15 protein-coding genes and 1 other annotated feature are annotated in these 14,819 nt (G+C 54.7%); of the genes, 7 read left to right on the forward strand and 8 right to left on the reverse strand.

The annotated features are described in order from the left end of the window. Window positions 1-29: 29 nt before the first annotated feature. Window positions 30-1,397: a PepSY-associated TM helix domain-containing protein gene (locus C3406_RS24760; RefSeq protein ID WP_103822529.1), complete on the forward strand. Its 1,368-nt coding sequence runs from the start codon at window positions 30-32 to the stop codon at window positions 1,395-1,397. Here C3406_RS24760 and dgcN read toward each other — a convergent pair. From dgcN to C3406_RS24775, 3 genes are all read right to left on the reverse strand, one after another. Continuing rightward, complete coding sequence (gene dgcN, locus C3406_RS24765; RefSeq protein WP_103822528.1) at window positions 1,381-2,601, reverse strand: diguanylate cyclase DgcN/YfiN; 1,221 nt, start codon at window positions 2,599-2,601, stop codon at window positions 1,381-1,383. The two genes, C3406_RS24760 and dgcN, sit on opposite strands and share 17 nt — an antisense overlap. Next, entirely contained in the window at window positions 2,594-3,079 is a 486-nt protein-coding gene (gene yfiR, locus C3406_RS24770) for a regulatory sequestration protein YfiR (RefSeq protein WP_103822950.1), read from the reverse strand. The genes dgcN and yfiR overlap by 8 nt, the downstream gene beginning before the upstream one ends. Before the next feature lie 199 nt (window positions 3,080-3,278). Next, window positions 3,279-3,653, reverse strand: a complete 375-nt coding sequence (locus C3406_RS24775) for a DUF2799 domain-containing protein (protein WP_103822527.1) — start codon at window positions 3,651-3,653, stop codon at window positions 3,279-3,281. A gap of 214 nt (window positions 3,654-3,867) precedes the next feature. On the opposite strand from C3406_RS24775, the gene aroF reads away from it, so the two are divergent. The 3 genes from aroF to C3406_RS24790 are packed head-to-tail and all read left to right on the forward strand — an operon-like array spanning window position 3,868 to window position 7,003. Beyond that, window positions 3,868-4,938 carry a 3-deoxy-7-phosphoheptulonate synthase AroF gene (aroF, locus tag C3406_RS24780; RefSeq protein WP_103180779.1) on the forward strand — a complete coding sequence of 357 codons (1,071 nt, stop codon included), beginning with the start codon at window positions 3,868-3,870 and terminating at the stop codon, window positions 4,936-4,938. A gap of 10 nt (window positions 4,939-4,948) precedes the next feature. Then, window positions 4,949-6,070, forward strand: a complete 1,122-nt coding sequence (gene tyrA, locus C3406_RS24785; protein ID WP_103822526.1) for a bifunctional chorismate mutase/prephenate dehydrogenase — start codon at window positions 4,949-4,951, stop codon at window positions 6,068-6,070. A gap of 60 nt (window positions 6,071-6,130) precedes the next feature. Beyond that, window positions 6,131-7,003, forward strand: coding sequence for an SMP-30/gluconolactonase/LRE family protein (locus C3406_RS24790; RefSeq protein WP_103822525.1), 873 nt, complete (start codon window positions 6,131-6,133; stop codon window positions 7,001-7,003). Here C3406_RS24790 and pheA read toward each other — a convergent pair. From pheA to bamD, 4 genes are all read right to left on the reverse strand, one after another. Beyond that, window positions 7,000-8,160 (reverse strand): bifunctional chorismate mutase/prephenate dehydratase, encoded by a 1,161-nt coding sequence (gene pheA / locus C3406_RS24795; protein WP_103180776.1) that lies wholly within the window; start codon window positions 8,158-8,160, stop codon window positions 7,000-7,002. The two genes, C3406_RS24790 and pheA, sit on opposite strands and share 4 nt — an antisense overlap. 29 nt (window positions 8,161-8,189) lie before the next feature. Continuing rightward, window positions 8,190-8,315: a sequence feature (Phe leader region), on the reverse strand. Further along, complete coding sequence (locus C3406_RS26340) at window positions 8,267-8,314, reverse strand: hypothetical protein (RefSeq protein WP_193767862.1); 48 nt, start codon at window positions 8,312-8,314, stop codon at window positions 8,267-8,269. Its footprint overlaps the feature before it by 48 nt. 103 nt (window positions 8,316-8,418) lie before the next feature. Next, window positions 8,419-8,760: a ribosome-associated translation inhibitor RaiA gene (gene raiA / locus C3406_RS24800; RefSeq protein ID WP_032613238.1), complete on the reverse strand. Its 342-nt coding sequence runs from the start codon at window positions 8,758-8,760 to the stop codon at window positions 8,419-8,421. 271 nt (window positions 8,761-9,031) lie between these two features. Continuing rightward, a complete protein-coding gene (gene bamD / locus C3406_RS24805) occupies window positions 9,032-9,769 on the reverse strand; it encodes an outer membrane protein assembly factor BamD (protein ID WP_103822524.1) in 738 nt (245 codons plus the stop codon). 130 nt (window positions 9,770-9,899) lie between these two features. On the opposite strand from bamD, the gene rluD reads away from it, so the two are divergent. The 3 genes from rluD (at window position 9,900) to clpB (ending at window position 14,311) form a co-directional block, all read left to right on the forward strand. Beyond that, on the forward strand, window positions 9,900-10,880 hold the full coding sequence (gene rluD / locus C3406_RS24815) for a 23S rRNA pseudouridine(1911/1915/1917) synthase RluD (RefSeq protein WP_103822523.1): 981 nt from the start codon (window positions 9,900-9,902) through the stop codon (window positions 10,878-10,880). Beyond that, window positions 10,877-11,608 (forward strand): purine nucleoside phosphorylase YfiH, encoded by a 732-nt coding sequence (gene yfiH, locus C3406_RS24820; RefSeq protein ID WP_103822522.1) that lies wholly within the window; start codon window positions 10,877-10,879, stop codon window positions 11,606-11,608. Before rluD ends, yfiH begins: the two co-directional genes overlap by 4 nt. A 129-nt stretch (window positions 11,609-11,737) precedes the next feature. Next, a complete protein-coding gene (clpB, locus tag C3406_RS24825) occupies window positions 11,738-14,311 on the forward strand; it encodes an ATP-dependent chaperone ClpB (protein WP_103822521.1) in 2,574 nt (857 codons plus the stop codon). 194 nt (window positions 14,312-14,505) lie between these two features. Here clpB and C3406_RS26660 read toward each other — a convergent pair. Then, on the reverse strand, window positions 14,506-14,819 hold a 314-nt coding region (locus C3406_RS26660; protein WP_233210593.1), incomplete at its 5' end, for a hypothetical protein.

A 14,819-nucleotide genomic window follows, 5' to 3' on the forward strand; every position in this document is an offset into this window, starting at 1 on the left:
GATAATCTATTGCCTGAAAAAGGGGAAGCATGACTACCTGCACATCGCGCGCAGCCTGGGGCAACCTGCTGCGTCGTCTTCACTTCTATATTGGTCTGTTTGTCGGGCCGTTTATCTTTATCGCTGCGCTCTCGGGTACGCTCTATGTCGCTACGCCGCAGCTGGAAAATGCGCTTTATCATCATGCCCTGTTCAGCGAGACCGAGGGAGAAGCGCGTCCCCTTGCTGAACAGATCGCGGTCGCAGAAAAGGTCACCGGCGGAGAGCTACCTCTGCATGCGGTACGTCCGGGCCTGGCCGCAGGTGAGACCACCCGGGTGATGTATGCTGACCCGGCGCTGAACGCCTCGGAGAACCGGGCCATCTTTATCGACCCGGTCAGCCTGGCGGTGCGCGGCGATATGACCGTCTATGGCACCAGCGGCATCCTGCCGTTACGCCAGAAGATTGATTATCTGCATCGATCCTTACTGCTGGGCGATGTGGGGCGTATTTACAGCGAGCTGGCCGCGTCATGGATGTGGATCGCTGCGCTGGGAGGGATCGCGCTGTGGTTCTATACCCGGCCAAAACGTCGCATCAATAACCGCTTCCAGAACCACCGTCGGCTGCACGTCTCCCTCGGCTGGTGTCTGCTGCTGGGGATGCTGTTGTTCTCGGCTACCGGCCTGACCTGGTCCCAGTGGGCGGGCGGCAACGTGGATAAACTGCGTGCGCAGCTGAACTGGCTCACGCCGCAGGTGAATACGCAGCTGCACGGTCCGGCGGAGATCGCCGATCCGCATGCCGATCATCATGGCCACCACATGTCGATGCCCATGCCGCAGATGAAGCCCGACCTGGCATTGTATGACGGCGTAATGAAAGCGGCTAAGGCAGCAGGTATTGATGCCACGAAGCTGGAGATCCGCCCGGCGAAGAGCGCTACCACGGCGTGGACGGTAACGGAGATCGATCGCGGCTGGCCGACGCAGGTGGATGCGGTGGCTGTTGACCCGGCGACCCTGACAGTGATCGATCGGACCCGCTTTGCGGATTTCCCGCTGATGGCCAAACTGACCCGCTGGGGTGTGGATTTCCATATGGGGGTGCTGTTTGGCCTGCCAAACCAGCTGGTGCTGATCGCTTTTGGCCTCGCGCTGTGTGTGATGATTGTCTGGGGATACCGGATGTGGTGGATGCGAAGACCCCGCCAGACGGCAACCAATCCGGCGCAGACGCTGTGTCAGAGCTGGCTGGCGTTGCCGCTGTGGGGCCGCGTACTCTCTTTCGCTATCGCCTTTTTACTGGGGCTGGCGATGCCAGTAATGGGATGCAGCCTGGCGCTGTTCGTCGTCATTGACTGGCTGCGCTGGCGCGCGGCATCAGCGGCGTTGTCTTCTACGCAGAATTTCTAGGACGCTGATGCTTCACCAGATACATATTCCGGTCGGCTTGATCGAGCAACGCTTCAACGGAATGGTGTTGCCAGCTCAGCGCGAAGCCAATGCTGAGCGACATTCTGGTGCTGAGTCCGTTTTGTAGGTCATATGACGGGCTGAACTGCTGCGTCAGTGCAGCGCAAAGGCGCAGAACCTCGTACTCCGAGTGGACGCCATACAGAATGATGGCAAATTCATCCCCGCCCAGACGATAGGGCTGATGACGCCCGCCGCTGAATTCGACCATGCGGCGGGCCACTTCAATCAGCACATCGTCGCCCGCGGCGTGCCCCCAGGTATCGTTAATCAGCTTGAAGTCATCGCAATCCAGGAAGAGCAGGGCGGTGTTAGCCCGCGAGGAGGGGTCACTCATCAGGGCCGAGATGCGGGTACGAAAAGCGGCCCGATTCGCCAGCCCGGTGAGCGGGTCGTGCATGGCAGTGCGCAGCAGCTGGGCATTTTTCGCCTGTAACTTGCGCTGCCACTCCTCCATTTCATCCAGCAGGCTATTGAAATCCTGACCGAAACGATGAAATTCATCAATACGTTCCTCTGGCACCCGGCGGGAGAAATTCCGGTTCGTACGGACATCATGCACTACCTCGGTAATGTTTTGCAGGGCGGTGACCACGCCATTGTGCAGGGTGCGGGTGATCGCTAACGCCACAAGGGAGGCAAACAGGATGCAGCCGGTTAACACGGCCAGAGACGTCCAGAGAAAGTGACTAATCAGGCTGTCACGTGCGGTAAGGCGTAACTCACCAATCGGCAGGTTGTTGTGCCAGACGCGCTGTCTGATGGGCTGGGGGAATAACCACTGGCTGACCAGTTGACTCAGGGGATCCGCCTGCACGTCTGGCTCCATTGACCACGCCGCAAAAGGGTTATCGTGGCGGTCCAGCAATATTGCTGACGAGAATTGCCCCTGTTTGCCGAGTGTGGCCAGCGCTTCGTGAGCGGCGGCGGTATCATTAAAGACCAGCGTCGCCTCCAGGCTGCGACTTACCGTGGCGCTGGTTAATTCAAGATTTCGTTGCGCGTACTGTTTCAGTGTGAATACCGAAGCAATAGACAATAATAACCAGACCAGCGTCATGGTAATGAGAACACTAATTATACTGATGCGCCTGAGGGTTCTTTTGAACGTTGGACGCGGCGCTGATGTAAATTCCTTATTCATGCTTTGTATTCCATGCAAGCATTAACACATCAGGACTAACCCGGACTCCGCTGCGCGACAGCACATTCATATTGACGGAAAATCTGACCTGTCTATCGTCTATTATCAGGCAAAAAGCGCTGCCTGTAAGACACTGCGAATTTTGCTCCGCAATGAGGAGTAACGGTCTGGCATTAAATGCTGTGCTTAATTCAAGTTGGGCGTGGGGAGGCTCACTGCCAAAATAGAGCGCATGGCATCCTGTACTCAATGCCTCTTGATCGCTATGGATAATGACGGGGATATAGGGCAGCGTGTCCGGGCCATCGGTACTGAGCGCCTCAACGTAGCGGGAAGAGGCGAAAATGCACAGGGTTGGCTGGCCAGAGAGGGTGGGCCAGCGGGTATAACTGACGATCCCGGAGACAATTGAACGTACCGATTTATCCGTTCTGGATAATGATCCGCCAATGGCGTGTCCGCAGGATATTAACAGCATCAGCAGCAGCGCTACCCGACATCCGGATATGAGAAAATAGTTACCCACCAGAATCCGCCATACCACTCTGGAAATATTAGCCCTTTAGTTTTGCCGCAATAATACCATTTTTTACCCGGATCGTCATTACGTCGCGCTGATATTAAGGGACTTAAGTAAAATCCTGGCTCCTTAATTTAAAAAGAAACTATCGAGGTTATTAATTCAAACGGCTGGCTTTTGTACCTTCATCCATACCCTGCTGCCAGGCGGTGCGGAGCTGAGTGGCGTTTTCAGCGGTATCACAGCTGGCGGGGAATATTCGACCGGCTAATCCCCAGGCGTAAACAAAATTTTCCTGGCATATTTTCTTTTGTCCCTCTTTATATCCTTTGAGATAGGCCGGGCGGTCCACCTTAGGGTCATTAAAATTAGCGGCAAGCGTTTCACGGGATTTTACGGCCACGCCGTCCATCGCGTCTTCTTTCCCCGCATCATACCAGTCGGTGCCGGTCCAGTGAGGCTGATGGGTGTAAGGATCAATCTGACAAGCGGTTAATAGCAGACCCAAAAGTGGGATCACGGTCAGGCGCATAAGGCATTCTCCTTTTTCCATTGAGCATAGCCTGGCGTTAAGAATCTATTCTGTAATTTTTACGTTACACCTTAATCAGATGTTTTTTGCTTTAAAAGGGGTGTTGTAAACTATTATTTACGTATTTTGGATTGAAATCTTTACTTGATGTGATATCGTTGGGCTTCCTCAGTGAGGAAACAACTATCGCAAACGAGCTTCCAGGACCGCAATCATGCAAAAAGACGCGCTGAATAACGTACATATTACTGATGAACATGTTTTGATTACTCCGGATCAACTGAAAGCGGAATTCCCGCTGAGCGTTGAGCAGGAGGCGCAAATCGCGCACTCCCGCAAGACCATTTCCGACATCATCGCCGGGCGCGATCCGCGTCTGCTGGTGGTATGTGGTCCGTGCTCTATTCATGATCCTGAAGCTGCCATCGAATATGCCCATCGTTTTAAAGCCCTGGCCGAGGAGGTCAGCGATAGCCTCTACCTGGTCATGCGCGTCTATTTTGAAAAACCTCGTACCACCGTCGGCTGGAAAGGGTTGATTAACGATCCGCACATGGATGGCTCGTTTGATGTGGAAGCCGGTCTGAAGATTGCGCGTAATCTTCTGGTGGAGCTGGTAAACATGGGGCTGCCGCTGGCGACAGAAGCGCTGGATCCGAACAGCCCGCAATACCTGGGCGATCTCTTTAGCTGGTCGGCAATCGGGGCGCGTACGACCGAGTCTCAGACGCACCGTGAAATGGCCTCTGGCCTCTCCATGCCGGTCGGTTTCAAAAATGGTACCGACGGCAGCCTGGCGACAGCCATCAACGCCATGCGTGCCGCTGCCATGCCGCACCGTTTTGTCGGCATCAACCAGGCAGGCCAGGTTTGCCTGTTGCAGACCCAGGGCAACCCGGACGGACACGTCATCCTGCGCGGCGGCAAAGCGCCTAACTACAGCCCGGCAGATGTGGCGCAGTGTGAAAAAGAGATGGAACAGGCAGGACTGCGCCCGGCGCTGATGGTAGATTGCAGTCATGGTAATTCCAACAAAGATTACCGTCGTCAGCCTGCGGTGGCGGAATCCGTCGTCGCGCAGATCAAAGATGGCAACCGTTCGATTATTGGCCTGATGATTGAAAGCCACATCCATGAAGGCAATCAGTCATCTGAGCAGCCGCGCAGCACCATGAAATACGGGGTATCTGTTACGGATGCCTGCATCAGCTGGGAAACCACCGATGCGCTGCTGCGTGAGATCCACAAAGATTTGAACGGCCAGCTGGCGACGCGTCTGGCTTAAGAGGTTTGTTATGGTTGCTGAATTGACCGCCCTGCGCGATCAAATTGATGAGGTAGATAAGGCGCTGCTGGATTTGCTGGCGCGCCGCATGGCGCTGGTCGCCGAGGTAGGTGAAGTCAAAAGTAAATATGGCTTGCCGATTTACGTGCCGGAGCGCGAAGCCTCCATGCTGGCCTCCCGGCGCAAAGAGGCGCAGGCGCTGGGCGTCTCGCCGGATCTGATTGAAGATGTACTGCGCCGGGTGATGCGGGAGTCTTACTCCAGCGAAAACGACAAAGGGTTTAAAACCCTTTGTCCGACGCTGCGCCCGGTGGTCATTGTCGGTGGTGGCGGGCAGATGGGGCATCTGTTCGAAAAGATGCTCACGCTTTCTGGCTACCAGGTACGTATCCTTGAAAAAGAGGACTGGGCCCGGGCGCAGGCGATGGTGGCCGATGCGGGCATGGTCATTGTCAGCGTACCGATCCACATCACCGAAGAGATTATTGCCCAACTGCCACCGCTGCCGGATGACTGTATTCTGGTCGATCTGGCTTCGGTAAAAAATGGTCCATTGCAGGCGATGCTTGCCGCGCACCGTGGCCCGGTGCTGGGGCTGCACCCGATGTTCGGCCCGGACAGCGGCAGCCTGGCAAAGCAGGTAGTCGTCTATTGTGATGGCCGACAGCCAGAAGCGTACCAGTGGTTCCTGGAGCAGATTCAGGTATGGGGCGCGCGGCTGCATCGTATCAGTGCCGTCGAGCATGACCAGAACATGGCCTTTATCCAGGCGTTGCGCCACTTCGCAACCTTCGCGTATGGCCTGCATCTGGCGGAAGAGAACGTTCAGCTTGAGCAGCTGCTGTCGCTGTCGTCTCCTATCTATCGCCTTGAACTGGCGATGGTCGGACGGCTGTTTGCCCAGGATCCGCAGCTCTATGCGGATATCATTATGTCCTCGGGCAATAACCTGGCGCTGATCAAGCGTTACTACCAGCGTTTTGGTGAGGCGATTACGCTGCTGGAGCAGGGCAATAAGCAGGCCTTTATCGACAGCTTCCGCAAGGTCGAGCACTGGTTTGGCGATTACGCCCAGCGTTTCCAGAGCGAGAGCCGCATCTTGCTCAGACAGGCGAATGACAGTCGCCAGTAATCTGATGATGTATATACTGAAAGCCAGCACCGCTGGCTTTTTTTATTTTGGGGGACTGTCATGGCTGAACCACGCGTTTTGTTTGACTATACGGGGCACTTACCGGAGTGTCCCACCTGGAGCGCAGCAGAAAGCGCGCTCTACTGGGCGGATATTCTGGAAGGCGAGATCCACCGCTACCATCTGCCGACGGGTGAACACAGCGTTTTATCCTTCCATGAAGAGGTGGGGTGCTTCGCGCTGCGTCAGGATGGGGGCTTTATTGTCGCCATGCGCACGGGCATCTGGCTGGCGGATAAGCATGGGCTGCTACAACGAAAAGTTTGTGATAACCCGTCGAACCCGCAGCTGGCACGCTTTAATGACGGGGGAACCGATCATTTCGGCCGCTTCTACGCGGGTACCTTCTGGGCACCAGGCGACTACAACGGCGCCTTGCTGATGCGTATCGATAACGACCTGACGCCGGAGGTGATCCAGTGTGATATCCACGGTCATAACGGGCTGGCCTTTAGCGATGACCGGCGCTGGATGTACACCTCAGACACGCCCAATGCGGTGATCTACCGTACGCCGCTGGATGAGCAGGGTGAACCGGGTAAACGGGAAGTCTTTCGCCGGTTCCAGCCGGGGGAGGGGAACCCGGACGGCGCGGCGGTGGATGTGGAGGGCTGTTACTGGAGCGCGCTGTTTGACGGCTGGCGGATCGCCCGTTTTTCACCGCAGGGTGAGCAGCTGGAAGAGTACCGGTTGCCGGTGCGCTGCCCGACGATGGTCTGTTTCGGTGGCGATGATATGCAGACGCTGTTTATCACCACCACCCGTGAGAACATGGACGCGCAGGAGGTGGCGGCATATCCTCTGTCCGGCGCCATTTTCACCCTGCCCGTCAGCGTGGCAGGGGTAAAAAAAGGCCCATTTATTGCGCGTTAAGCCGGATCGACCGGGACCACGTTTTCGCTCGGATAGCATCCCAGCACCTTCATGGACCGGGTGATCTCACCCAGTTCACGCAGGGCTTTCTGCAGGGATGCAGATTCCAGGTTGGCCTGGATATCGAGATAGAACATCTCTTCCCACGGGTTGCCGTGAATCGGGCGCGATTCCAGTTTAGTCATAATCAGATTGTGATTGCGCAGTACCAGCAGAGCCTCAACCAGCGCACCAGCCTGCTGGCCCGTCGCCATCAGCAGGGTGGTTTTGGCCGGCACCTGATCGGAGACGTTGATTGCCTTACGCGCCAGCACGATGAAACGGGTGATGTTTTGCGTCTGGTTGGCCAGGTTGCGCTCCAGCACCTGTAAGCCATACAGCGCACCGCCCGCTTCACTGCCGAGCGCGGCAACGGTGGGGGAGTTGGCCTGTGCGACTTTCTCCATCGCGGCTGACGTGCTTTCGGTATATTCAATTTTCCAGCCCGGATAGCGGTTCAGGAACTGGCTGCACTGCTGGAAAGGTTGTGGGTGGCTGTAGACCGTCTCGATCTTGTCGAGGTCAGTCGTTCCGGAAACCAGTACGCAGTGGTCAATCGGGATCGTCATCTCGCCAACCAGCGACAGGGTGGTGTGCTGGAGCAGATCGTAAACGTCATTGATGGCACCGGAACTGGTGTTCTCAATCGGCACGACAGCATAATCCGCCTGGCCTGTTTCTACCTGATTGAAAATATCGGCGAACTTCGCGCAGCCGCTTTCAATAAACTCTTCGAAGTGACGGGCAGCATACTGACGTGCAGCGAGGTGGGAATAGGAACCTTTTGGTCCCAGGAAGGCAATACGCGCCGAGTGCGGGTTGGTCTTGTTCAGATGCTGTTGCAGTAATGCCTGCTGGGTGAGGACGGAATCTTCGATAATCAGCTGGAACAGGCGGGTGATGTAGTGCGCATCCAGATGGTGCGTTTTGCCAAGGTTAATCAGGCGTTCCAACAGGTCGCGCTCCCGATCAATATCGCGTACCGGACGGTGTGATGCCAGCTTTGCTTTTCCGACCTCAACGGCCAGCGCACGGCGTTCGGCCAACAGTGAAAGCAATTTTTCATCCAGAGCGCTGATCTTATCTCGCAGATCCAGTAACGGGTTTTCCGGTGTCATAGCGTTGCCTTTGTCATTTATCGTTATCAATAAAAAAGGCCCCCCGGTGTGGGAGGCCTTATTGTTCGTCTTCGCATTCTTTATCACACGACGAAACGCCTCCCAATCAGGGGAAGGTAAAAAAGAATGCGAAGAAAAACGGCTTAACGGTCATGGATGATTCCTTCAGAAGACAGACTTAAAGTACCCGTACTGTTTTCACCCTGTCAATAAAAAACGCGCCCGAAGGCGCGTTGGCGATAGACTCAATGTAAGGGATTACTCATCTTCAACTTCTTCTGCGAAGCTGGCGTCTTTCACCGATGTTGTGGCGCGACGGGCTTCACCTTTGTGTTGCACTTTATTGAGCTGCCGTTCCAGCTTGTTAATCAAATCGTTGATGGCGGTGTACATATCCTCATGTTTCGCGCTGGCGACCAGATGGCCGTTTGGAGTATTGATAGTTGCGTCAGCGATGAAACCCTGTGGCTCCTTAGAGAGAATGATATGCGGGTTAATCAAGTGTGTTTGCCATTTATCCAGTTTGGCGAGACGGTCTGCGACGTGCTGGCGGATTGCCGGAGTAATTTCCATTTGTTTACTGGTAATGTTCATTGTCATAAATTTTACCTCTTGTCTTTCCCGTCTTGGTGAGTCCAGCATACCGTTCCTAATGTCAAAATGTGTGATGTAAATCACATTTTTATGTCACTTTTTGTCAACGGATTCTTTTTGTGAGGCAGGACAGGAACATGTAACATTTACCTTGTCGAAGCGACAAATTGCGGCCATAGTTGATAAGATTCGTGCAGGCTAAACCGCTTCAGCTTGATGCGAAAATGGATAAAAAAACGGCAGCCCTGAGGCTGCCGTTTTGCATTCTATTGTACAATCAGGAGTTGCTGCTGTTCGCGGCGATGATCTTCGCTACTTTGTCAGCCTGGGAGGTCATCTGCAGCTGGCGATAGGCGTTTTCCATCAGCTTCAGGCCATCACGCGTTGCCTGGGTATCCGGATAATCACGCAGCATGCCTTCGACGCGGTTCACGACGGCAACGTATGCACCACGACGGGTATAGTATTCCGCCACAGAGTATTCGTATTTCGCCAGACGGTCTTTCAGGAACACCAGACGTTTGCTGGCATCCGTTACGTACTGGCTGTTCGGGTAGCCGCGAACCAGTTTAGAGAAGTCATTAAACGCATCGCGGGCGTGCTGCGGGTCGCGGTCGGAGCGATCCACCCCAAAGAAGCCCTGCAGCGCGCTGTCATCCAGCGCCATATTGGTCAGGCCGCGCATATACATCACGTAGTCAATATTCGGATGGGTCGGATTCAGACGCATGAAGCGATCGATCGTCGCCTGGGCCAGTGGCAGATCGGCATTTTTATAGTAGGCGTAGATCAGATCCAACTGTACCTGCTGGGAGTACGGGCCAAATGGATAGCGATTATCCAGCGCTTCCAGTTGCGTTATCGCCTGTTTCCAGTTACCGTCCTGCAGCTTTTGCTGAGCAGTCGCATAGATTTCATTCGGCGGATTGTCAGGGACCTGTTCATTCGAACCGGAGCAGCCTACCAAAGCCAGGCTCAACGTGGCCGCTGCCACCAGATATTTCATGCGCGTCATGACGTTTTGACTTTCCTCAAATGTTTGTCCGGGAGAATCTCTTTCCTGCTCCCGATTAAGACCAGCTACAATAGCACACTATATTAAACGGCAAAGCCGTAAAACCCAACGTTAAACGAAGAAGCAGTCTATGGCACAACGAGTAGAACTCACCGCGACAGTCTCCGAAAATCAGCTCGGACAACGCTTAGATCAGGCTTTGGCCGAAATGTTCCCTGATTATTCGCGTTCACGCATAAAAGAATGGATCCTTGACCAGCGCGTGCTGGTAAATGGCAAGATCTGGGACAAGCCAAAAGAGAAAGTGTTGGGTGGGGAAGTGGTCGCCATCAATGCTGACATCGAAGAAGAAGTCCGTTTTGAGCCTCAGGATATCCCGCTGAATATCGTCTATGAAGATGACGACATCCTGGTCATTAACAAGCCGCGCGATCTGGTTGTACACCCTGGCGCAGGTAACCCTGACGGCACCGTACTGAACGCCCTGCTGCACTACTATCCTCCTATTGTGGACGTACCGCGTGCGGGGATCGTTCACCGTCTGGATAAAGACACCACCGGCCTGATGGTCGTTGCCAAGACCATTCCGGCGCAGACGCGTCTGGTGGAGTCCCTGCAGCTGCGTGAAATCACCCGTGAATACGAAGCGGTTGCCATCGGGCATATGACCTCCGGCGGTACGGTAGAGCAACCTATCAGTCGCCATCCGACCAAGCGTACCCATATGTCCGTTCACCCGATGGGTAAACCGGCCGTCACGCACTACCGCATCATGGAGCATTTCCGCATCCATACGCGTCTGCGTCTGCGTCTGGAAACGGGCCGTACGCACCAGATCCGTGTGCATATGTCCCATATCACCCATCCGCTGGTGGGTGATCAGCTGTACGGTGGTCGTCCGCGTCCGCCGAAAGGAGCGTCTGACGAATTTATCGCGATGCTGCGTAAATTCGACCGCCAGGCCCTGCACGCCACCATGCTGCGTCTCTACCATCCGATCACCGGCATTGAGATGGAATGGCATGCGCCAATTCCACAGGATATGGTGGATCTTATCGACGCGATGCGTGCCGATTTTGAAGAACATAAGGATGATGTGGACTGGTTATGACCAAACTGATTGTCCCGGAGTGGCCTGCGCCTGAAGGCGTGGCGGCCTGCAGTTCAACCCGTATCGGCGGCGTGAGTGAGGGGGCCTGGGAATCATTAAACCTGGGCGCTCACTGTGGTGATAACCTCGATCACGTTGAAGAGAATCGTAAGCGGTTGTTTGCGGCAGGCCAGTTGCCGTCGAAGCCGGTCTGGCTTGAACAGGTACATGGTACCGCTGTGCTTCGTCTCACCGGTGAACCGTATGCCTCGAAACGTGCCGATGCGTCTTACAGCAATACTCCGGGCACGGTTTGTGCCGTCATGACCGCTGACTGTCTGCCGGTGCTTTTCTGCAACCGTGCAGGCACGGAAGTGGCCGCCGCCCATGCCGGTTGGCGCGGATTATGCGCCGGTGTACTGGAAGAGACCGTCGCCTGTTTTGCCGACAGCGCGGATAACATCATCGCCTGGCTTGGCCCGGCCATTGGCCCACAGGCTTTTGAAGTGGGGCCGGAGGTGCGCGACGCTTTTATGGCGCACGATGCGCAGGCGCAGAGCGCTTTTCTTCCGGCAGGAGATAAGTACATGGCGGACATTTATCAGCTTGCCCGTCAGCGCCTGACCCGCGTCGGTATCAGCCAGATCTACGGCGGCGATCGCTGCACCTTCACCGAAAACGGTGATTTCTTTTCCTATCGCCGCGACAAGACGACAGGACGTATGGCAAGTTTCATTTGGCTGATATAACCTATAGAATCAAGACGATCCGGCACGCGTCGTTTTCTTTTCGCATAATTCAGGTCATTCACCTTGAATAATTGAGGGATGACCTCATTTAATCTCCAGTAGCAATTTTGACCTGTTATGGGAGGAGTTATGCGTCTGGATCGTCTTACTAATAAATTCCAGCTTGCTCTCGCCGATGCCCAGTCTCTCGCACTGGGGCACGACAATCAGTTTATCGAACCTCTTCATTTAATGAGCGCCTTACTGAATCAGGAAGGGGGATCGGTACGTCCTTTATTGACATCTGCCGGCATTAATGCGGGCCAGTTACGCACAGCCATCGATCAGGCGTTGAGCCGTTTACCGCAGGTAGAGGGCACAGGCGGAGATGTTCAGCCGTCTCAGGATCTGGTTCGCGTATTAAACCTGTGCGACAAACTGGCGCAGAAACGCGGCGACAACTTTATTTCGTCAGAACTCTTTGTTCTGGCGGCGCTTGAATCACGTGGCACCTTGACCGACCTGCTGAAAACAGCTGGCGCAACTACCGCCAATGTGACGCAGGCGATTGCACAAATGCGCGGAGGTGAGAGCGTGAACGATCAGGGTGCTGAAGATCAGCGTCAGGCATTGAAGAAATATACGGTCGACCTGACTGAGCGTGCTGAACAGGGCAAGCTTGACCCGGTCATTGGCCGTGACGAAGAGATCCGCCGTACCATTCAGGTTCTGCAGCGCCGCACCAAAAATAACCCGGTACTGATTGGTGAACCGGGCGTCGGTAAAACGGCCATTGTGGAAGGGCTGGCCCAGCGTATCGTCAATGGTGAAGTCCCGGAAGGTTTGAAAGGCCGTCGCGTACTGGCACTGGATATGGGCGCGCTGGTGGCGGGGGCAAAATACCGCGGCGAATTTGAAGAGCGCCTGAAAGGGGTGCTTAACGATCTGGCAAAACAGGAAGGCAACGTCATTCTGTTTATCGACGAACTGCACACGATGGTGGGGGCAGGTAAAGCCGATGGTGCCATGGATGCCGGGAACATGCTCAAACCGGCCCTTGCTCGCGGCGAACTGCACTGCGTGGGCGCCACCACCCTTGATGAGTATCGTCAGTACATTGAAAAAGATGCTGCCCTGGAACGTCGATTCCAGAAAGTGTTTGTGGCTGAACCGTCAGTGGAAGATACCATCGCGATCCTGCGTGGCCTGAAAGAGCGTTATGAGCTGCACCACCATGTGCAGATTACGGACCCGGCCATCGTGGCGGCTGCAACCTTGTCGCATCGCTATATTGCCGACCGACAGCTGCCTGACAAAGCGATCGACCTTATCGACGAAGCGGCCTCCAGTATTCGTATGCAGATTGACTCCAAGCCAGAAGAGCTGGACCGACTCGATCGCCGGATCATTCAGCTCAAGCTCGAGCAGCAGGCGCTGAAAAAAGAGTCTGATGAAGCGAGTAAAAAGCGTCTGGATATGCTTAATGAAGAGCTCCAGGATAAAGAGCGTCAATACTCTGGCTTAGAAGAAGAGTGGAAAGCGGAAAAAGCATCCCTTTCCGGCACCCAGACGATTAAAGCCGAGCTGGAACAGGCGAAGATCGCCATCGAGCAGGCGCGTCGCGTGGGCGATCTGGCGCAAATGTCTGAGCTGCAGTACGGCAAAATTCCGGAACTGGAAAAACAGCTGGCGGCGGCAACCCAGGCTGAAGGCAAAACCATGCGTCTGTTACGTAATAAAGTGACGGATGCAGAAATTGCCGAGGTACTGGCGCGCTGGACCGGGATCCCGGTAGCCAGAATGATGGAGAGCGAGCGCGACAAATTATTGCGCATGGAGGAAGATCTTCATCATCGCGTCATCGGTCAGGATGAAGCGGTTGAGGCGGTATCGAACGCGATCCGTCGTAGCCGTGCCGGTTTGTCCGATCCTAACCGTCCGATTGGCTCCTTCCTGTTCCTGGGGCCGACCGGTGTCGGTAAAACGGAACTGTGTAAGGCGCTGGCAAACTTCATGTTCGACAGTGACGATGCGATGGTACGTATCGACATGTCCGAGTTTATGGAGAAACACTCCGTTTCACGTCTGGTGGGTGCACCTCCGGGATATGTTGGTTATGAAGAGGGTGGCTATCTGACAGAAGCGGTTCGCCGTCGTCCGTACTCCGTCATCCTGCTGGATGAAGTGGAAAAGGCGCACCCGGATGTGTTCAACATTCTGCTGCAGGTCCTGGATGACGGACGCCTGACCGACGGGCAGGGAAGAACGGTCGATTTCCGTAATACGGTGGTCATCATGACTTCGAACCTGGGTTCCGATCTGATTCAGGAGCGTTTTGGTGAACTGGATTACAGCCATATGAAGGATCTGGTGATGGGCGTGGTTAGCCACAGCTTCCGTCCTGAGTTCATCAACCGTATAGATGAAGTCGTGGTCTTCCATCCACTGGGTGAAAAACACATTGCTTCTATTGCCCGTATTCAGCTGCAGCGTTTGTATAAACGTCTGGAAGAGCGTGGATATGAACTGCAGATAGCGGATGACGCGCTGCAATTGCTGAGCGCAAATGGGTACGATCCGGTGTACGGTGCACGTCCTCTCAAACGTGCTATCCAGCAGCAGATCGAAAACCCGCTGGCGCAGCAAATTCTTTCCGGGAAGCTGCTCCCGGGCAAAACTATCCAGCTGGTGAAGAAAGACGATCAGATTGTGGCAGTGCAGTAAGTCACAAAATGATGAAAACGAGCCCTCAGGGGCTCGTTTTTGTTTAAAAACCAGGCAAGAATGGGCTTTCTGAAGCGGGGTTGCCTGGAAAGTGAGCGGTTGATAAATAATTTTCACTTTATACTTGCCAGCCCGGAATAAGCGCCTATAATGCGCCACCACTGACACGGAACAACGGCAAACACGCCGCCGGGTCAACGGGGTTCGGTAAGAACCTCACGGAGAAAAGCGAAAATAATCGCTTGACTCTGAGGCGGGGAAGCGTAATATGCACACCCCGCGCCGCAGCGAAAAAGCGAAGCGGCACTGCTCTTTAACAATTTATCAGACAATCTGTGTGGGCACTCAAAGTGACATGGATTCTTAACGTCCTCGGACGAAAAATGAATACCAAGTCTCTGAGTGAACACGTAATTCATTACGAAGTTTAATTCACGAGCATCAAACTTAAATTGAAGAGTTTGATCATGGCTCAGATTGAACGCTGGCGGCAGGCCTAACACATGCA

This window comes from Leclercia sp. LSNIH8 (genome assembly GCF_002920195.1).
Classification (GTDB): Bacteria; Pseudomonadota; Gammaproteobacteria; order Enterobacterales; family Enterobacteriaceae; genus Enterobacter.